The sequence below is a fragment of the Pseudomonas sp. Irchel s3f7 genome (assembly GCF_900187615.1).
Taxonomy (GTDB): Bacteria; Pseudomonadota; Gammaproteobacteria; order Pseudomonadales; family Pseudomonadaceae; genus Aquipseudomonas.
The window spans coordinates 141,627-160,771 of sequence record NZ_FYDO01000012.1; the positions used below are offsets into that span (position 1 = coordinate 141,627).

Consider the following 19,145-nt stretch of genomic DNA (forward strand, 5'->3'; position numbering starts at 1 on the left):
AAAATAAGTACAGAGGTGTTGTTCCATGCAGAAATCGACCTTAGTAGCCCTTGCCATAGCGCTGACTTCCAGATTGTCACTGGCAGATAATTCGGACACCTTACCCACGTTGAACTACCCGACCCAGGGCCAACAGCTCTACGCCACAGCCGCAGCAGAAAAGGATCTGCTTACAATCACCGCGCAGCCTTGGTTCAAAGTGACGGGAGAGGCATGGCAACTGGAAGGACCCGCCTTCGATCGCCAAGGCAATCTGTTATTTGTGGAAGTATTAGGCGGACAGGTACTGAAGGTCGACACTCAAGGCCAGCTTCAGGTGGTGGTGGCGAAAAACGCGCGTGGTTCTGCGGGCCTCGCCATACACAAGGACGGGCGCTTGTTTGTCGCCGGGCTGGGGAATTACGTCGATACAGGCAATCTTACGGTCTACGATGCCAACGGTAAAAAACCTGAGGTGATTATCGACGCGAATAAGGGTTTCCTGGTCGATGATCTGGTATTCGATGCTCACGGCGGCTTCTACTTTACCGACCTTAAGGGCACCTCCACGGAGCCCACTGGCGGCGTATATTACGTACCAGCCGATCACAAGAGCATTGTGCCAATCCTGCCTAATATGGCGAACGCCAACGGCATAGCTCTCTCTCCGGATGGGAAGAGATTGTGGGTCACAGAGTTTGGTACGGGGTTGCTGCACCGCGTTGAGCTAAAGGACGCACAGTCAATTGCGCCGTTCGGGGCGGTGGTGGTTTACCGCTTCCATGGGCCGTCGCCTGACTCGATGAGGGTGGATGCAGACGGCAACGTCTATGTCGCGCAATACAGTCAGGGGCGCGTACTGGTACTTAATCCCAACGGTCTACCAATCGGACAGATTCTGCTACCGGGTAGAGAAGCGGGGCATTTCCTGTTCTCTACCAGCATGGCTCTCAAGCCAGGCACCCGGGAAGTGTATCTTGTGGCGAACGACGGTGATCGGGGACAAGGGTCGATGATTTTCCGGGCGCGAGGGTTTGCGCAGGCACTTCCACTGTTTTCCCATCAGTAAAGGGGGGCATGAGCTGGAAGCGGCTTTGTTGAGTGCCCGCTTCCAGTTTGACTAGCGCCCAAGTGAGTGGGTAAACAGCAACTTGGTCATGCTTTAGCGTGGGATGAAATTGTTACCCGGACGCGCATCTGCAATCGAGATCATGAGACTTTTCGTCTCCAGGAACTCGTCGACGGCTTCGATCCCCATTTCGCGACCGATGCCTGAACGCTTCATGCCTCCAAACGGCATCATGTAGCTGTAGGTGCGGTAAGTGTTACCCCAGACGGTTCCAACCTCCAGTGCTTTGGACATCCTGAACAATCGTCCAGTATCGCGCGTCCAAACGCCTGCAGCCAATCCGTAAGGGATGTCGTTCGCGATCGAAATAGCTTCGGCTTCGTCTTCGAAGGCAATGACGGACAAGACTGGACCGAATACTTCTTCCTGGGCGATACGCATACCGTTTGAAACGCCGACAAATATTGTGGGCTCGACAAATTGGCCGCCCGTGAGGCCGGGTCCGGTTGCGGGCTTGCCACCCAGAATGCAATGCGCCCCTTCGCCCAGGGCGATCTCGATGTATTCCAGTACTTTTCGGTATTGTGGTGCGGTGGACATGGGACCCATTTGGGTGGCTGGATCCATGGGGTTACCGAGCCTCACGGACCGAGCGCTTTCGAGCAACCGCTCAGTGAAGGTTTCAAGAATCGAACTCTGCACCAACAGGCGTGAGCCTGCCGTGCACATTTGACCTCCGCCACCGAAGATACCGGAAACCGCCCCGGCAACGGCCAGCTCCAGGTCAGCGTCTTCGAAGACAATATTAGGCGATTTACCGCCCAGCTCCAGGGCGACTCGTTTCATATGGCGAGCAGCAGTTTCGTATACCTTTGTCCCGGTCAGATCAGAGCCGGTGAAGGTGACCATCGCAACGTCCGGGTGCTCGACGAGGGGCGCGCCGATATCCGAACCAAGTCCGGTTACCACATTGAGGACGCCATCCGGCAATCCGGCTTGCCTGGTCAGTTGGGCAAATTCGAGGGAGCTGATCGAGGAGTATTCGGAAGGTTTTACGACTGCAGCGCAACCGGCTGCCAACGCGGGGGCACATTTGAGTGCCTGGAAGTTCAAGGGGGCGTTCCAAGCGGTCAACGCAAGCACCACCCCAACCGGTTCCCGGGTGGTCATTGCGACTATTCCCGTCTTCTCGATCGGCATCACGGAGCCCTGGATTTTGTCGGCGAGCCCCGCGTAGTAGTACCAGATATCCGCGACGCTTTTTATCGCCCCCCGCATCTCGGCGAACAGTTTGCCGTTGTCACGTACTTCGAGCTCCGCGAGCAGATCAATATGTTCTAGCGTGAGGTCGCCAATACGCCGCATGATCTTGCCACGTTCGGTTGCGCTCATGCGTGCCCATGGGCCCACTGTCATGGCGCGTTTGGCACATGCGACCGCAGCATCCGCGTCGGCAGCAGAACCCAGGGGAATTTTTGCCCACGGCTCGCCGCGATAAGGATCGACACTGTCCATCCATTGCATGCTCGTCGGATTTCGATAACTGCCGTCAATCCAATGCGCGTAAGTTTTCACGAAAATCTCCTAACTGAGTGACGTTTCAGGCTGTACGGCCGGGACATGATTCGTGCGCGTTCGGTTGATAAACAACACGATTGCCACGGCGCTCAAATTGATGCCCGCCAGGATCAGCAGGCCCACGGTGAAATCACCGGTGCGGTCGCGGAAGAAACCCATGATGGCGGGACCCGTGAAGCCTCCTAAGTTGGCTATCGCATTAATGGCGGCGATCGCGCCGGCAGCGAATTTCGTGGGGATCTGACTGAAGCACAACGACCAGAATGGCGAGATCGAAGCCCAACAGCCTATCGCTGCGCAGGAAAAAGCCGCCATCCGGGCAAGGGGATCGCTCAGCAACGCCGCCGCCGTTAAACCCAGCGTTGCGAGTACGATCGGGGCGGCGGTATGAAAACGACGTTCCAGCCTGGCATCGGATCGTTTTCCCCACCAGATCATGGCGATTGCGGCCAGAGCATAAGGCACGGCAGAAATTAATCCGGTCTGCAGATCGCCAAGGCCAAATTCCTTGATGATCCTGGGAAGGAAAAAGCTTACGCCATAGGCGCCTACGACGATCGCGAAGTTGGCCAGCCCCAGCAGCAGAACCCGTGCGCTGGTCAATGCACGAAACAGGCTGTCATGGGGCAAAGGAGGGCAGGCGTCGGCATCCTCGGCCAGACGTGCAGCCAACGCTTGTTTCTCTTGAGGAGATAGCCAGGTTGCGTCGTGGGGGCGATCGGTCAAATACCGAAGAACGACGAACGAAAGAACAATCGCCGGCAGCGCCTCGAGAAAGAACATCCAGCGCCAGCCTGGAATGCCGAGGGTTCCGTCGAGCTCCAGAAGCACACCGGAGACCGGCCCCCCGAGTGATAGCGATATTGGAGCTGCGCACAGAAACGTTCCCATAACCCGGGCGCGATAACGGGCGGGGAACCAGAGTGTCACGAAGTAAGTGATTCCTGGGAAAAATCCTGCCTCTGCTGCGCCTAATAACAGGCGCAGAGCATAGAACTCCGTATCTGTGGTAACGAAGGCCATGGCCCCGGACATCAGGCCCCAGGTAAATAATATTCTCGCTATCCAACGTCGTGCACCATAGCGGGCCAGCATCAGATTGGAGGGGATCTCGAATAAAAAATAAGTCAGGAAAAACAGCCCGGCACCCAGCCCAAACGCGGCAGCGGTGAGGCCGATGTCTTTGCTCATGTGAAGTGCGGCGAATCCTACGTTTGCGCGATCCAGATAAGCGACGAAATAGCAGACAATCATTAACGGCATCAGTCGCCGAAATGCCTTTTTTGCCGCGGTGTCATCGGCAGTTGTCATGGTGTTCTCCCTTATTATTCAGCGTTGTTCTGCGCAGCGCCTGGATTGCTTAGGTCTTCTAAGGCTCTTTTTGGGGCCGCGATTCGCATGCGTATTGTTCGCCGGGCTGACGGCACTCTCCCTGCGTTTCTGATAGATAAACGCCATCGGGAGGTGCCGGTTTTAGCCCGGCGTTACACCGGCGGAATGCAGGCGGTCTGGCCTCCGTCGACGCTGACCACCGCTCCAGTCATGAAGCTTGCGTCATCGGTCAGCAGGAACGCGGCGACTGCTGCGATCTCTTCTGGTTCGCCTTCGCGACCGATCGCGTGCGCTGCTCGAATGCGCTTGGTCTTCTCGGGGTCTTCGAACATATAGGCGGTGAACGGAGTGCGGATCATCCCAGGTGCAATGGCATTCACGCGGATTCCGAAGGCTCCGAGTTCCGCGCCCATGGTGCGAGTGATGCCGGAAACGCCAAACTTCGACGCGACATAGGGCAAACGATTCGGAACGCCGAGGATGCCGGCACCTGAGGAAATGTTGACGATCGCGCGCGGGCTCTTGTCGTCTCGGACCGCGCGTGCGAAGGCTTGGCACATCAAGAACGTGCCATCCAGATTCACCGCCATCACTCTCTTCCAGTTTTCCAGATCGCAGTCGAGAACGTTGCCGACACCTTTGATCCCGGCACAATTGATCAGCCCATGCAGGTTGCCCAACTTGTTTTGAGCTTCAGCGACAAATGTTTTCGCCTGCTCGGGATCAGATACATCGAGTGCTGCTGCGTAAACCCGCTCGGGTTCATCGAACCGAGCCGCTATATCGTTGATTCGAGCCTGATCGATGTCCGCGATTGCGACGCTTGCACCTTCGTCGTACAAGCGTTGCACGCAAGCCGCGCCAATCCCGCTGGCTGCGCCCGTTATCAGAACTGCTCTGCCTTCGAACCGTTTCATGAATGCACCTCTTATTGTTGGATGAGTGACTAGATTTCAACGTTGGGAAAAGCAGTCGAACGTCCGGCTGCCGAGGAGGAAGCCTTTGCGGTTAGCTCAGTGCGTTCAGCAATTTGGCGCAGTCGTCCAAAGACTCCAGATTTCGCGCCATCTGCACAGCCGCATCGATGGCATCCGGTGCCACAGGATGTGCAGCGACCGAAGCGCAGTCCCGGAATTTTGAAATCAGTCGATCCCAGGACAATGGCGTTTCCGGGCTGCCCGGGACGTTGTCGCCCTTGCGTTGCAGCCGTCGGCCGTCGCGCATGAGGATTTCCAGGCGGCCATCGGGGATCGTCACTTTCCAGTCCAGATCACTGTCCTCAATCGGAACGATTTTTTGCGCTAAAGCGAGCACTTCCGGATCGGCCAAGGCTGCCGAATTGAAATCGCTGATTCGGATTTCCCCGCGTGCCAGGGCCAAGGCAACGCAGTAAGGAAGACTGAATTTCGCATCCACGAGAGTTTTCGGGGCGCGGCGCACGTCGAGGGGAGTGCACATGCGCATATGGAAGTCGCCCACGTAGGCGTAGATCTGCTCGATCTCGCTGGCCTTGAGGGAATGTTCACGCATCATTTCAATCGCTGCGTGAATATAGGTATGCACGTTGCCGACCGCAGGCCAGGCTTTGTAGATCATCGAAGCGCCAAAAAATGTCTTGCCCAGTCCTTCAACCATTTTGGCGCGATCATATTCGCCGCCGAAGTAGACGTTGAAAATGCCGGCCTTGCCTTCGAACAGATCGTTGATTCCAGTTATCCCTCGCTCCGCCATCAGCGCTGCAAGCACTGCGCCTTGGGCTGTGAACCCTGCGTACATGCCGCGCAGATCACTGCCGATACCGAAGATGACTTCCATTGTCCCGGCAGACTGCATGCTCGCAATGCCGAGGGCATGAGCAAGTTGTTTTGCATTCAGTCCCAGAATCTGGCCCGCAGCTGCGGCGGCGGAAAACACTCCGAGGACAGAGGAGAGGTTCCAATCCTGCTTCCAGCGCACGTTGCATCGCAGCCGGACGAAAAGGTCCTCGCCCAGGGCTACCGCAGTGATCAGGTCCATGCCGCTGACACCGCCCTTGTGCTGTGCGATGGCGAGGACGGCAGGTACCACGGAACTGTCAGGGTGCGCACCCCATGGGGTCTGGTTGTCGTAATCCAAGCAGTGGGCCATTACCCCGTTGGCGAAGGCGGCCATCGGGGCAGGAACTTTGCTGTTGAATCCCAGGACGGAGCAGTCTGGACGTCCGCCGCCGTTCAGCACGATATCGGCTACGCCTTGGACTGCAGGCTCCATTCCGCTGCCGGCAAGGATGACGCCCAAGGTGTCCAGAATGGATTTTTTGGCCGCCTCAATGGCTTCAGCAGGTAGATTTTCATAGCGGGTATTAGCGACATGACGCGCAATTTCATGGCTTAAATCGATCGTTGACATAGTGGCGCTTTCACTCGGGGAAATTGTTATTGGGACCTTCCTTGAGCACCTGTGCAGCCCGTCCGTGGGCTTAGTGAGCGCCTTCAATCTGCCGGTGAGACTTACAATCAACAAGCAATGAATTACGGACTATCATTAAGCAAAACTGGATAATCAAAGGGCCGCCCGATGCCGCATCCACGTTTCACCCCGCGTCAGCTGGCTGCGTTCGTTGCTGTGGCGCAGGCAAGAAGTTTTCGCAAAGCTGGTGAGCAACTGAGTCTTTCAAGTTCTGCGGTCAGCCAGTTGGTAGGTGATCTGGAGTTGGCTCTAGAGCTTCGTTTATTTGATCGAACGACGCGCAGCGTCGTCCTTTCCCCGGCAGGTAGGGAGTTTCTTCCTTCAGCCACGAGCGTTCTCAAACACATGCAATTGGCACAGAACGCCGCTGACGACATCTGCAACAGGGCTTCAGGTGTCGTTCGGATTGCAGCTCCACTGATCATGGCCAGTTCGGTGCTTCCAGCGTTGATCAAGGAGTACACCCGGACGCGGCCTAAGCTTGTAATTCGTATACGCGACGCACCCGTGGATGGCCTGGTAGATAGGGTGAGCAATGCAGACGCCGATTTTGCTATCGGCGCAGATCAGCCGGTGGGAGATGACATTGTGCGCAAGGATCTTTTCAAGAGTCCCTGGGTGCTGTGGTGCTCGGCAAGCCATCCGCTCGCGGGATATCAAAGCATTCCGTGGAGCCAGTTAAGGCATCAACCGCTTGTTGTCGCGGGTCGCGACTATGAACGCACCGTCGCGCTCACTCACGGGGGACAGTTCGAGCAAGGACGAATCATCCCCGTGGACATTGTTGAGAATGTCAGTACGGCGTTGGGGATTGCAGCACAGGGCATGGCAGCCACACTGGGCCCGGCATACGTGGGATTACTGGCCCGACTACTCGGGTTGACGATGCGGCCGATTGTTCAGCCGGAAGTCACCAGGCAGGTGTGTATTTACCATTCAAGCACACGTGCGATGTCTCCGGCAGCACAAGGTTTCTGTGAGTTTTTGGAGGAGCAGCTCAAAGGCAACGACGAGCTGGGGGTAGGAGGCGTTTGGCGATTGAGGTGACGCGTTTTCGAGGCGAACATGAGCCTTCGCGCATCACGAATTGGCAGGGTTGATATGTGGTCAGCAAAATAGCCGTCGTAGGGCTTCGGGCGCATAACGCGCCCGCGCTTTTAGAGAATGGCGAGGCCTATTGGCTTACAGGCCGCCCAGCGCCATGTATTTAATTTCGAGGTATTCCTCGATACCGTTATGGCCGCCTTCCCGACCCAGGCCGCTTTCCTTGACACCACCAAAAGGTACTTCAGGGGTGGAGATCAAGCCTTCGTTGATACCGACGATGCCGTACTCCAAAGCTTCCGCCACACGGAAAACGCGGCCCAGGTCTCGGGCGTAAAAGTAGCTCGCCAGGCCAAACGGTGTGTCGTTTGCTAGATCGATCGCTTCTTTTTCAGTCGAGAAGCGGAACAGCGGGGCGACCGGGCCAAAGGTCTCATCGCGGAAGATCAACGCATCTTTCGGCACATTGGCCAGCACAGTAGGTTGGAAGAAGTTGCCACCCCTTGCGTGTCGGGCACCACCAGTGATGACCGATGCACCTTTGGCCAGGGCATCGTTGATGTGCTGTTCGACCTTGAGCACTGATGCCTGGTTGATCAGCGGTCCTTGGGTGGCTCCCTCTTCCATGCCATCCGCCACGAACAAGGCTTCCACGGCGACTTTCAATTTTTCGGTGAAGGCATCGTAGACGCCATCCTGAACCAGAATGCGGTTCGCACATACACAGGTTTGGCCGGTGTTACGGAACTTGGACGCCATGACGCCTTTGACCGCCTCATCCAGGTTCGCATCGTCGAAAACGATGAAAGGCGCATTGCCCCCGAGCTCCATGGATGTTTTCTTGATGGTCTTGGCGCATTGCTCCAGCAGCACACGGCCCACTTCGGTCGATCCGGTGAAAGACAGCTTGCGTACGATCGGGTTGCCGGTCAGTTCGCCACCGGTCGCACCTGAAGGGCCGGTGATGACATTACAAACGCCTTTGGGCATGCCGGCGCGCTCGGCGAGCACTGCAATGGCAAGGGCAGAAAAAGGCGTCTGCGAGGCGGGGCGAATAATCCCGGTGCAGCCTGCCGACCAGCCGGGGCCAGCTTTACGGGTGATCATCGCTGACGGGAAATTCCATGGTGTGATCGCAGCGAAAACCCCGATCGGCTCTTTGGTGATCAAGACACGCCGGCCCGGCACGTGCCCAGGCATGGTTTCGCCATACACGCGGCGCCCTTGCTCGGCAAACCACTCCAGGAAACCAGCCGAATATTCGATCTCTCCCTTGGCTTCCGCCCAGGGTTTGCCTTGCTCGGCCGTCATGATGGTAGCCAGGTCGTCTTTGTGGATCAGCATCAGTTCGCCGATTCGACGAATGATTGCGCCACGAGCCTTGGCAGTCATGGCGCGCCAGGCCGGGAGCGCTGCTCCGGCGGCCTCGATTGCCCGGCGGGTTTCTTCCGCGCCCATGGATGGGACAGTGCCTACGAGCTCACCTGTCGAAGGATTGCGTACCTCAATCACGGCACCGCTATCGGCGGACACCCACTGACCGTTGATGTAGTTCTGGTTTCTCAGCAGCTCAGGGTCGTTGAGGGTGATCTTATTGTTTGCATTAGACATTGGAGTATCCCTTGAATAATTATTTGCAGTCCTATCCGACCGCAGCGCTGTTTACGAGCTGCTCACAGCACAAGCCGCGCGGCTATCGTCTTTAGAATTGCGGGAAGACCACACAAAGCAGCTCGGTTGGTTCGAGCGCGCGCATGGCGACGGGACCTTCGTTTGCCAGCAATTCAAAGCCGGTCTCAGGGCCATATTCATCATTGCCAACGGCGAGTCGGCCTTTTGTGAGATAGAGAACCTGGAGGGAAGGGTGCTGGCCGGCCCCGAACACAGCGTTTGCGTCCAGTCGAACAAAACCGATGCGCATGTTTCGTTCGGTAAAGGTGCCGAGCCACTTGACCGAGACACCTTCCGAACCTTCTGGCAGCCAGTCAAAGGCATCGGGGTTCATTGCGATCACATCGGTATAGCGAGGCTCGGCGAACTGCAATTTGCGCCCGGTCGCATGTTCGAAGCAGGCATCGGAGCCGTCCATGCTTTGCTCGTTGCCGTTCTCATCCTTCCAGTAGTAAAGGCCTTTCCTGAACTCGCCTTTCTCGTTGAGGATCGCATTTGTCGCTTCACGCTGGGCGACGCTCAGGTAGCCGAAGCCGCTGGCGCCGCCGAGTTGCAGCACGAGCGTCTCAAGCCCCTCGGAACGATCTTGAGGACCGTAGGGAACGCTTTCCGGGAAGTAACCCACCCAGCCTTGTTTGAGAAACTGGTTCTCGCCGTAAGGCAGGACGCCTTTGATGACGTAGCGGATCTGATCGAAATTATGACGATGGCGTGGCGTTCTCCAGCCCCCGGAGCCAGCCCGACCCATGTTCAAGTCGTAGTTGTTGGGTGAACCGTCTTCGCCAAACAGCAGATGCTTTTGCGCGAGCTTGCCTTCACGCATGGTTCCAACCATTTCACTGTTCGTGTCTGCAGCCTTGCCTACTCGCATTTTTCATTCCTCGTTTAACTGAATGTTGGTCGTGGCTGGATTATTCAATCCTGTCAGCGGGATGTTTTTCGGCGCCCGTGTAGTGATGGGAACCCCAAGATCGATTTGTGATCACGGATTAAATATATCCCGCACTGTGAGATATGGTCAAATTTTGAATTGGGCGGGATGACAAGCTGGCGTTGTCGGCTTTTTCATTGGTGCTTCAGGGTAGAGATGAGCTCTATAAAGGCGGTATGAGCGGGAGTAGGGGCGTTAATAAAGCTTTTTTAGTCGGAATCCAAGGATGTCGATTGGCTTGACAAATCCCACAATTCGACATAATTCTATTCGCAGGTTGGTGGTTTCATCGTTTTGCATCAATCGTCGATGACCGGGACTTTTGGGGGGAGGGCGGGCAGTTGCCGGTCAGCCCCCTTGATCAGCGGTTGAGGGCGAGCAGGATGTTTGGGTTCTGCCAGGGCCAAGCGTGACTCACAACAACTTAAAAAAAGGTCCCTGTGGCCTCACAAAAAATTCAATCCAGGAATAGACATGAGCGAATCATCCATTACCCACGCCCCCGCCGACTCCGGCGTTCCGCTGCAGGCCCGTGATTTCAGCGTCAAGGAACTGGTTGTGATCATCACCGGTGCGGGCCAGGGCATTGGCCGAGAACTGGCCCGGCAGTACGCGGCGGCAGGTGCCTTTCCGGTTATCGCTGATCTGAATCTCGACAAGGCGGCTTCGGTCGTGCAAGAAATTGAGGTCGCGGGTGGTCAGGCCTTGGCAGTGCAAGTCGACGTGGGTGACAAGGCCTCGGTTGACGCCATGGTCGCGCAGGTCCTGAAGGTTCATGGGCGTATCGACGTCTTGATCAACAATGCATCCATTTTCGCAGCCTTGGAAAAATGCGCGTTCGATCAAATTCCATATCAACAATGGCAGAAGGTCCTGCACGTCAATATCACTGGGACCTATCTGTGCGTATGCGCCGTTGCTCAGGCCATGCGTGACGCGAAATTCGGCCGAATCATCAATATTTCCTCAGACGCCGTGCCCCGCGGCACGATGAATTACCTGCACTACGTCACGTCGAAATCGGCGCTGATCGGCATGACCAACTCGCTTGCTCGAGAGCTCGGACCACACGGCATCACTGTGAACTGCATTCGTCCCGGTAGCGTTGCCACGGAAGTGGAGCGGGTCGCCAATCCCACAGTTGAGCTGCGTCAGCGCGCGGCAGCCTTGCAGTGCATTCCCCGTGGAATGCTGCCCACCGACCTTGTCGGAATCATGTTGTTCCTGGCCACCCCGGCGGCGTCGTTCATCACCGGCCAGACCATTGCCTGTGATGGCGGCTACACCCACAGCAGCTGATTCCAGACGCTCGCCGCATACCAGTTGGAGGCACCCGCAAGATGAAGGATTACGCCAAGTTCTATATCGACGGTGAATGGGTAGAGTCCGCAACGCCCCATCGGCAGGAGTTGATTGACCCGACCACTGAAGAGGTGTTTGCGACAGTCGCCATGGCGACCGTTGAGGAGGTGGACACCGCGGTTGCCGCGGCTCGACGGGCATTCAAAAGCTACTCGCAGTCTTCCCTCGATGAGCGTTACGACCTGATCAACCGCATCATCGAAGCCTACGAACTGCGCGTCGATGATTTTGTCCTGGCCATTGCGCAAGAGGTGGGTATTCCTCGTAGCGCTCGGGCTCAGGTCATGGGGCCAATCGAACACATGAAGGTGGCTCGGGACCTGCTGAAAACCTATGAGTTCGAAGCTCGGATTGGCAACACGATCGTTCGCCGCGAACCCCTGGGCGTGTGTGCGCTGATCTCACCGTGGAACTGGCCAATTCAGACAACCGTCATCAAGTTGATCTATGCGTTGGCCGCTGGTTGCACGGTCGTGTCCAAGTCCAGTATCAATTCTCCGGTCAGCGCTATTTTGCTGACAGAGGTGCTGGATGCCGCGGGCGTACCCAAGGGCGTTTTCAACATGCTCAACGGCTCGGGGCGAGTGATTGGCGAGGCGATGTCGAGGCATCCCGATGTCGACATGGTTTCCTTCACGGGCTCGACCGGTGCCGGTGCGCAGGTAAGCGAGGCAGCTGCACGCACCATCAAGCGCGTGTGTCTGGAGCTGGGCGGGAAGTCGGCGAATATCGTGCTGCGAGACGCCGATCTCGAAAAGGCCGCACGTTGGAACGTACAGCGTTGCTTCTTCAATACGGGGCAATCGTGCCACGCACCGAGCCGCATGCTGGTGCATGAAAGCCAAGTGGAGCAGATCATTCCGTTCCTGGCTGACGAAGCAAACCAGTTCCGTCTAGGGGATCCGCGTGATCCTTCCACAACGATGGGCCCGATTGTCAGCCAGGCTCAATTCAATAGCATTCAGCGTCACATCCAGGCGGGAATCGATGAAGGTGCACGGTTGATCGCTGGCGGTCCGGGACGCCCCGAAGGCTTTGAGCGTGGCTTCTTCACTCGCCCTACCGTGTTTGTCGACGTGACGCCGGACATGAGTATTTGCCGCGAAGAGATTTTCGGACCGGTCCTGGTGGTGGTGCCCTATTCCTCCGAGGCGCAGGCACTGGAAATCGCCAATGACTCGCCTTATGGATTGGGTGGCTATGTATTTGGCGGGGACCGGCGCAAAGCCTATGAGTTTGCCAGCGGCCTGCGGGCCGGGCGTGTTTGCTTCAATGGCGCGGCGACTAACTCTTTGACCCCAATGGGGGGTTACAAGCAATCCGGAATCGGTCGCTCGATGGGGGTATTTGGGTTGGAAGAGTACCTGGAAATCAAGTCGGTCTATGGCTTTGAAGAAGAGGCCGCGACGCTACCGTCATTGAAGGCCTGATACCCATGCTCCATCCAGGGCCACGGCACTACTGTGCACAGCCCTGGCAATAGTGCAGTGCTTGCCTATGAATCTTTTCAGAGAACAAAAACATGAATGCTTCGAATGCGTCACTCAGAAACGGGGTCAAAGAAAAGCTCGCCAGGGGCGAGACGGTGTATTCGATGACATCTCGGCTCGTCAGAACCTTTGACATCGCCAGCATTGCCTATACGGCAGGTTTCGATTCGATCTACATCGACATGGAACACAGCAGCTATTCCCTGGAAGCTGCTGGGCAAGTATGCATGGCGTGTCTCGGTCTGGACGTAACTCCATTCGTGCGCGTGCCCAGCACAGACCCGCACTTCATCGCGCGCGTGCTTGACTCCGGCGCCTTGGGCATCATTGTTCCAAGTGTGCAGTCGGCGGAAGATGCCAGGGCTATCGTACGAGCGGCCAAGCATGCCCCGCTGGGCGAACGGTCGGTGGCCGGCGCGCCGCCGCAATTTCACTATCGATCCCTGCCCGCAGTAGACGCTACGCAGCAACTCGACGACGCGACGATGATTATTGCCATGATCGAATCGTTGGAAGGTCTTGAAGCGGTTGAGGAAATCGCAGCAGTAGAAGGCGTCGACATCCTGCTGGTGGGGGCCAACGACCTCAGCAGCGCCCTCGGTGTGTCTGGCGAGATGGACCATGAACTGGTGCGTAACGCCTACAGGCGCGTGTTGAATGCCTGTCTGGCGAACAATAAGGTTCTCGGTGTAGGAGGGTTGGGCAGCCGGCCCGACTTGATCAAAGAGCTCGTGGCGTTGGGCGCACGATATGTTTCAACCGGCAACGACATCTCATTTCTTCTCGCGGCGGCGATACAGAAACGCCAACAGTTTGCATAACCCGGCTGATCTGCAGCTAAGCCTCAACAACTATCGGTACTGCACGAACGTAGGGTGACTCAAGGCGTCCGTGCGTGATGCCTTGATTCGCCCGCTGGAGTGCGTGCAGCGGAGCAGAAGAATGAAAGTTTGCATTTACGGAGCCGGCGCTGTCGGCGGGCATATTGCAGCGAGACTTGCTGAGGGGGGAGCCGAGGTTTCTCTGGTCGCTCGGGGAGAGCATTTGGCTGCTATCCGCGCAAATGGATTGCGCGTGGAAACAAAGGATGGCGTTTTCGTGAGTCAGCCAGTGGCCACCGATGATCCCTCATCGCTGGGTCGACAGGACGTCGTGGTTGTATCGGTCAAGGCACCAGCGCTTCCCGGGATTGTGGCAGGTATCAAGCCATTATTGGGCGATGAAACGTTGGTGTTGTTCGCCTTGAATGGCATTCCCTGGTGGTACCTGCAAGGCCAAGGAGGAATGCTTGAGGGGGCATCACTTCCTCGGATCGATCCGCAATCGCTCCTGACGGCTGCCATTGCCCCCGAGCGCGTAGTGGGTGCGGTCGCTTATACCGCTTGCACGGTTACCGCGCCGGGAGTGATCAAGGCGGAAAATCCACGTAACCGGCTCATTCTCGGGCGCCCGGATGGGAAATCGGATGCGCGCCTGGATGCTTTGGCCGAGTGTTTGATCAGAGGGGGGCTGGAAATTGAAGTCACCGACAGGATACGGGACGCTATCTGGACTAAGCTGGTCATCAATCTGACGGGTGGATCGCTGGCCATTCTGACTGCGTCGACGATGAAGCAAGCCCTGGCTAGCCCAGCAATTTCGAAAACTGCCCAGGCTATGGCAAACGAGGCTGCCTCGATTGCTCGGAAGCTGGGATGCGACCCGGGAGATGTCGAGGAGGGGCTTCGTCGATTGGCCGTTTCGACGCATAAACAAAGCATTCTTCAAGACCTCGAGCTGGGGCGCTCAATGGAAGTCGACACGATACTCAGGGCCCCGCTGGAGCTCGCACGGCTGGCTGATGTCGAGACGCCTGCGCTTGATCTGGTGGTTGACCTGGCTGTGCAGCGGGCGAAAGCCGCCGGTCTGTACGACAACTAAGTTCGGTAAAGCCCGCGCCGATGCCCGGCGCGGCAACCTCATTAGTGATTGGTATGAGTCGGTCTCTACTGATCGGGACCTGCCCCTGAGTGCCCCTGCATGGCACTTTCAGATGCGAAGAAGGAAGAGGCTCAGAGCGTCGGTGACTATCCGGGGTACCGTAACTCATCGATTAGAACCTGCATCGCCCGAGACTTCTCGCGCTCGCTTGAGTAGTAAAGGTGCAGTCCCGGAAATGTTCTCCACCAGGCTTCCATGACAGGGACCAGGGTGCCATCAACCAGATGGGGATGGGCGATGTCCTCGGGAACATAGGCCAGTCCGAAACCCGATACAGCGGCATCCAAAATCTGATTGATGCCATTGAATACGAGCCTGCCTTTGACTCTCGTATTGATTTCCTGGCCGTCTTTTTCCAGCTCCCACGCGTACAGGCCTCCACGTGTTGGCAGGCGCATATTTATACATTCATGTTCCATGAGGTCCTGAGGTCTGGTGGGCATGGCACGAGACTCCATGTAGGACGGCGCGCCCACCATTACAAAACGCATGTCGGGAGCGATACGAACGGCTTCGATCCCGTTTGCCAATCCGTCCCCGAGCCGGATGCCAAAGTCGAAATGGTCGGCCACGATGTCCGTCAAGCCATAGTCGATAACGACTTCTACACTTATTTGTGGGTATTTCGGCAGGGCTTGCGCCAATTTCGGCCAAAGAACCGTTTCGATGACATGGTCGGTTGCGGTGATGCGAATGTTACCGGCGGGGGTGTCGCCAAGTTCGGCCACGGCGATCAGTTCGGTTTCGATTTCCCGTAACCGCGGTTCAACGGTATTGAGCAGACGTTCACCGGCCTCGGTAACGGATACGCTGCGGGTCGTTCGAGTGAGCAGACGTACCCCGACCCGAGCTTCCAGTCTCTGGATGCTATGACTGAGCATCGATTGAGAGATTCCCAGCTGGGAGGCCGCTCGCGTGAAACTTTGCTCTCGTGCAACTGCAATGAGCGCGAGCAGGTCGCTGTAGTGTTCCTTTGCCATTCATCATTCTCTGCGTGGGGGCGAATACTGTATCAGCTCAAGCGCCCGCGCCAAGGATCTATGTTCATGAGCTGGCCATGCCGATCGTGTAGGGGATTAATCAATTTGGATCATACCTCTATTCGCCGTCGAGCCTTTCACCCGAACGCCATCCGTGTTTTTAATCGAAAAAATAGCAAGAGGCCTTTCATGAGAATCGGAATCCTGGGCTCCGGCCGAATGGGCAGTCATCTGGGCACCATGTTCGCCCGGGTTGGCCATGAGGTCTCCTTCAGTTACTCGCGTAATCAGCAGAAACTTTCCGATCTGGCTGCGTCGGCAGGTAAAAATGCACAGGCCAGCACACCGGCAGACGCGGCATTAAATGCTGACTTGGTCCTCCTGGCTGTGCATTGGCTTCAAGTGCCTGACGTCCTCAGCCAGGTGGATGACTTGAGCGGCAAAATCGTCATGACCTGCTGCAATCCTTTAAACGAAGAGGACACCGAGCTTGTCATCGGCCACACGATTTCCGGTGCGGAAACGCTGGCACAGATGATACCTGGGGCCCATGTCGTTGCGGCCTTCCAGTCGACGCCCAGTGAAGTTCTGTTCGATGTGTTCGCGGCCAGGGGCGAGGCGTTACGTCCCAGTTTGATCTTCTGTGGCGAGGACGAAGCCAGTAAAGCCACAGTTTCGGATCTTATCAGTCAGGTGGGCTTTGATCCGGTGGACGCTGGGGCTCTGAAGGTTGCCCGTTATATAGAGCCTTTCGCGATGCTCTCCGCAGTGTTGGCTTACGAAACGGACCAGGGGCCCGAATGGGCTTATCGCTTCGAGCGTTTTGACAGGTTGTTCAAAGGCACTTCCCGCGTCGGGAAATAGCGGGAGGAGCGGGTACATGCAGATTTATGATTACATCGTTGTCGGTGCCGGTTCTTCGGGCTGTCCGGTTGCGCGCGGTTTGTCTGACGATCCCCGGAACAACGTCCTGCTTATTGAGGCGGGACCTGCTTCAGATCGTTTCTGGGTCAATACGCCCGCGGGAATGGGCAAGCTCTATTTCAATAAGTCATTGAACTGGAATTTCCGCACCTCGCCAATGGAGAAGCTTCAAGGGCGTCGGATGTACTGGCCTAGGGGCAAATTGCTCGGTGGATCCAGCTCCATCAACGGCATGGTATTCATCCGAGGTCACCAAAAAGATTTTGACGGCTGGCGTGCCTTGGGCAACCCAGGCTGGGGGTATGAAGATGTCTTGCCGTATTTCAAAAAGATGGAGCACTTTGAGCGGGGCGGCGATGAATATCGCGGAGCGAATGGTCCGCTATGGATCAGTGATCCGGTCGTCAAAGAAAAGAGTAGCTACGATTTTATAGAGGCCGCTAACCGTATCGGTATCCCGGTGACCGAGGACATGAACGGCGCCTTGCACGATGGCGTAGGTTTCATGCAGCACAACATCCAGGACGGGCAACGGATGTCGACTTACCGGGCATTTATCGAGCCTGTCATTGAACGGCCGAACCTGACGGTTCGAACCGGATGCGAGCTGCAGCGCGTTTTATTCGAGGGGCGTACCGCTGTCGGTATAGAGGTTTTGAAGAGTGGCCGTTTGGAGCGTATCTATGCGGCGCGCGAAGTGATTCTGTCAGCAGGCTCGCTGAAGACACCGCAGATGCTGATGTTGTCCGGCATCGGCCCAAGGGCTGAACTGGAAAAACACGCAATTCCCGAAGTTCTGAATTCCCCAGGAGTAGGGCAAAACCTGCAGGATCATTTTTATATTCACACAGCCTTCCGTTGCACCCCAGACAGTTCGTACAACGCCAACCTCGTAGGCCTGCGAAAGTACTGGGAAGGCTTCCGTTACCTGATGACCCGCAAAGGGTATCTTGCCCTTGGCTCTTCCCAGGTCGCGGCGTTTGTTAAAAGTAGCCCGGACGAGGACTACGCTGATCTCCAAATCAGCTTTCGGCCCATGACCTTTCAATACTTCCCTGACGGCACGGTTGACGTTGAAAAGCATCCCGGGCTCGGGGTGTCGGTCTATCAGTTGCGTCCCAGCACCACGGGAACAGTGACGCTGCGCTCAACCAACCCGTCTGACCCGGCCGATTACACACCAAATTTCCTGAGCAGCGATTACGACATCAATGCCGTGATCAGTGGTGTGCGCTGGATACGCAAAATCATGAACAGCGAGCCCATCAAGTCTCGCGTGGTTTCGGAAGAATTGCCGGGGCCCCACATTCGTACCGATGAAGATATCTACAACTATCTGGTCGAAACCGGCAATTCGGCCCACCACCAGGGCGGCACCTGCAAGATGGGTAACGACGCGATGGCGGTGGTGGACGAACGACTGCGTGTCCGCGGTATCGAGCGACTGCGGGTGGTGGATGCCTCGATCATGCCATTCATCACGTCGGGCAACACCAATGCGCCGTCCATCATGATTGGTGTGAAAGCCGCCGACCTGATTCGTGAAGATGCAATGGCTCGCCGGGCAAGCAGTTCGCCGGTCGAAACTGTTGGTTGAATCGGCGGGTACCGTGTTGCCACCTGTCACGAAAATCCTCACCGAATAACAACAACTGGAGGCACCAGCAAGATGCACGATTACGCGAAGTTTTATATCGACGGTGAATGGGTAGAGGCCGCGACCTCCCAGCGCCAGGAATTGATTGATCCGACTACCGAAGAAGCGTTTGCCACGGTCGCCATGGCGACCGTTGAAGAGGTGGACACTGCCGTGGCCGCAGCTCGGCGTGCATTCAAAAGCTATTCGCAGTCTTCCCTCGATGAGCGTTACGACCTGATCAACCGTATCATCGAAGCCTACGAATTGCGCGCCGATGATTTTGTACAGGCCATTGCGCAAGAGGTGGGTATTCCCTGCAGCGCCCGTGCTCAGGTCATGGGGCCAATCGAACATATGAAGGTCGCTCGCGACCTGTTGAAGACGTACGAGTTCGAGGCGCGAATTGGCAATACGATCGTTCGCCGTGAACCCCTGGGTGTCTGCGCACTGATCTCGCCTTGGAACTGGCCGATCCAGACAACCGTCATCAAGCTGATCTATGCGCTGGCCGCCGGTTGTACAGTCGTATCCAAGTCCAGTATCAACTCTCCGGTCAGCGCTATTTTGCTGACAGAGGTGCTGGATGCCGCGGGCGTACCCAAGGGCGTTTTCAACATGCTCAACGGCTCGGGGCGAGTGATTGGCGAGGCGATGTCGAGGCATCCCGATGTCGACATGGTTTCCTTCACGGGCTCGACCGGTGCCGGTGCGCAGGTAG

The 19,145-nt window shown here is 56.8% G+C and carries 16 protein-coding genes; 9 read left to right on the forward strand and 7 right to left on the reverse strand.

What is annotated here, in order from left to right; all coding sequences use genetic code 11:
- Positions 1-25 precede the first annotated feature (25 nt).
- Positions 26-1,048, forward strand: a complete 1,023-nt coding sequence (locus CKW19_RS12765) for an SMP-30/gluconolactonase/LRE family protein (RefSeq protein ID WP_095058169.1) — start codon at positions 26-28, stop codon at positions 1,046-1,048.
- A 93-nt stretch (positions 1,049-1,141) separates the two neighbouring features.
- On the opposite strand, the gene CKW19_RS12770 is transcribed toward CKW19_RS12765, so the two are convergent.
- From CKW19_RS12770 to CKW19_RS12785, 4 genes are all read right to left on the reverse strand, one after another.
- Positions 1,142-2,623, reverse strand: a complete 1,482-nt coding sequence (locus CKW19_RS12770) for an aldehyde dehydrogenase (protein ID WP_048392977.1) — start codon at positions 2,621-2,623, stop codon at positions 1,142-1,144.
- Between the two features lie 9 nt (positions 2,624-2,632).
- Positions 2,633-3,937: an MFS transporter gene (locus CKW19_RS12775; RefSeq protein ID WP_048392980.1), complete on the reverse strand. Its 1,305-nt coding sequence runs from the start codon at positions 3,935-3,937 to the stop codon at positions 2,633-2,635.
- Positions 3,938-4,110: 173 nt separating this feature from the next.
- Positions 4,111-4,875: an SDR family NAD(P)-dependent oxidoreductase gene (locus tag CKW19_RS12780; protein ID WP_048392982.1), complete on the reverse strand. Its 765-nt coding sequence runs from the start codon at positions 4,873-4,875 to the stop codon at positions 4,111-4,113.
- Between the two features lie 91 nt (positions 4,876-4,966).
- Complete coding sequence (locus tag CKW19_RS12785; protein ID WP_048392984.1) at positions 4,967-6,346, reverse strand: MmgE/PrpD family protein; 1,380 nt, start codon at positions 6,344-6,346, stop codon at positions 4,967-4,969.
- 168 nt (positions 6,347-6,514) lie between these two features.
- On the opposite strand from CKW19_RS12785, the gene CKW19_RS12790 reads away from it, so the two are divergent.
- A complete protein-coding gene (locus CKW19_RS12790; protein ID WP_095058170.1) occupies positions 6,515-7,453 on the forward strand; it encodes a LysR family transcriptional regulator in 939 nt (312 codons plus the stop codon).
- Between the two features lie 135 nt (positions 7,454-7,588).
- On the opposite strand, the gene CKW19_RS12795 is transcribed toward CKW19_RS12790, so the two are convergent.
- Both CKW19_RS12795 and CKW19_RS12800 read right to left on the reverse strand, forming a co-directional pair.
- A complete protein-coding gene (locus tag CKW19_RS12795; RefSeq protein WP_235868230.1) occupies positions 7,589-9,040 on the reverse strand; it encodes an NAD-dependent succinate-semialdehyde dehydrogenase in 1,452 nt (483 codons plus the stop codon).
- Positions 9,041-9,152: 112 nt separating this feature from the next.
- Positions 9,153-9,944: a hypothetical protein gene (locus CKW19_RS12800; RefSeq protein ID WP_197679442.1), complete on the reverse strand. Its 792-nt coding sequence runs from the start codon at positions 9,942-9,944 to the stop codon at positions 9,153-9,155.
- Between the two features lie 582 nt (positions 9,945-10,526).
- On the opposite strand from CKW19_RS12800, the gene CKW19_RS12805 reads away from it, so the two are divergent.
- The 4 genes from CKW19_RS12805 to CKW19_RS12820 all read left to right on the forward strand — a co-directional run bounded on the left by CKW19_RS12805 (position 10,527) and on the right by CKW19_RS12820 (position 14,824).
- Positions 10,527-11,351 carry an SDR family NAD(P)-dependent oxidoreductase gene (locus CKW19_RS12805; protein ID WP_048392992.1) on the forward strand — a complete coding sequence of 275 codons (825 nt, stop codon included), beginning with the start codon at positions 10,527-10,529 and terminating at the stop codon, positions 11,349-11,351.
- A gap of 41 nt (positions 11,352-11,392) precedes the next feature.
- Positions 11,393-12,844 carry an aldehyde dehydrogenase family protein gene (locus CKW19_RS12810; RefSeq protein WP_095058172.1) on the forward strand — a complete coding sequence of 484 codons (1,452 nt, stop codon included), beginning with the start codon at positions 11,393-11,395 and terminating at the stop codon, positions 12,842-12,844.
- Between the two features lie 92 nt (positions 12,845-12,936).
- A complete protein-coding gene (locus CKW19_RS12815; protein ID WP_048392996.1) occupies positions 12,937-13,725 on the forward strand; it encodes an HpcH/HpaI aldolase/citrate lyase family protein in 789 nt (262 codons plus the stop codon).
- A gap of 121 nt (positions 13,726-13,846) precedes the next feature.
- Positions 13,847-14,824 (forward strand): ketopantoate reductase family protein, encoded by a 978-nt coding sequence (locus tag CKW19_RS12820; RefSeq protein WP_095058173.1) that lies wholly within the window; start codon positions 13,847-13,849, stop codon positions 14,822-14,824.
- Positions 14,825-14,970: 146 nt separating this feature from the next.
- On the opposite strand, the gene CKW19_RS12825 is transcribed toward CKW19_RS12820, so the two are convergent.
- Entirely contained in the window at positions 14,971-15,864 is an 894-nt protein-coding gene (locus CKW19_RS12825; protein ID WP_048392999.1) for a LysR family transcriptional regulator, read from the reverse strand.
- Positions 15,865-16,053: 189 nt separating this feature from the next.
- Between CKW19_RS12825 and CKW19_RS12830 the strand changes: the two genes are divergently transcribed.
- The 3 genes from CKW19_RS12830 to CKW19_RS12840 form a co-directional block, all read left to right on the forward strand.
- Entirely contained in the window at positions 16,054-16,728 is a 675-nt protein-coding gene (locus CKW19_RS12830) for an NADPH-dependent F420 reductase (RefSeq protein WP_048393001.1), read from the forward strand.
- 16 nt (positions 16,729-16,744) lie between these two features.
- A complete protein-coding gene (locus tag CKW19_RS12835) occupies positions 16,745-18,385 on the forward strand; it encodes a GMC family oxidoreductase (RefSeq protein WP_095058174.1) in 1,641 nt (546 codons plus the stop codon).
- Between the two features lie 72 nt (positions 18,386-18,457).
- Positions 18,458-19,145: aldehyde dehydrogenase family protein (locus tag CKW19_RS12840; protein ID WP_143500354.1), on the forward strand; the 688-nt coding region annotated here is incomplete at its 3' end.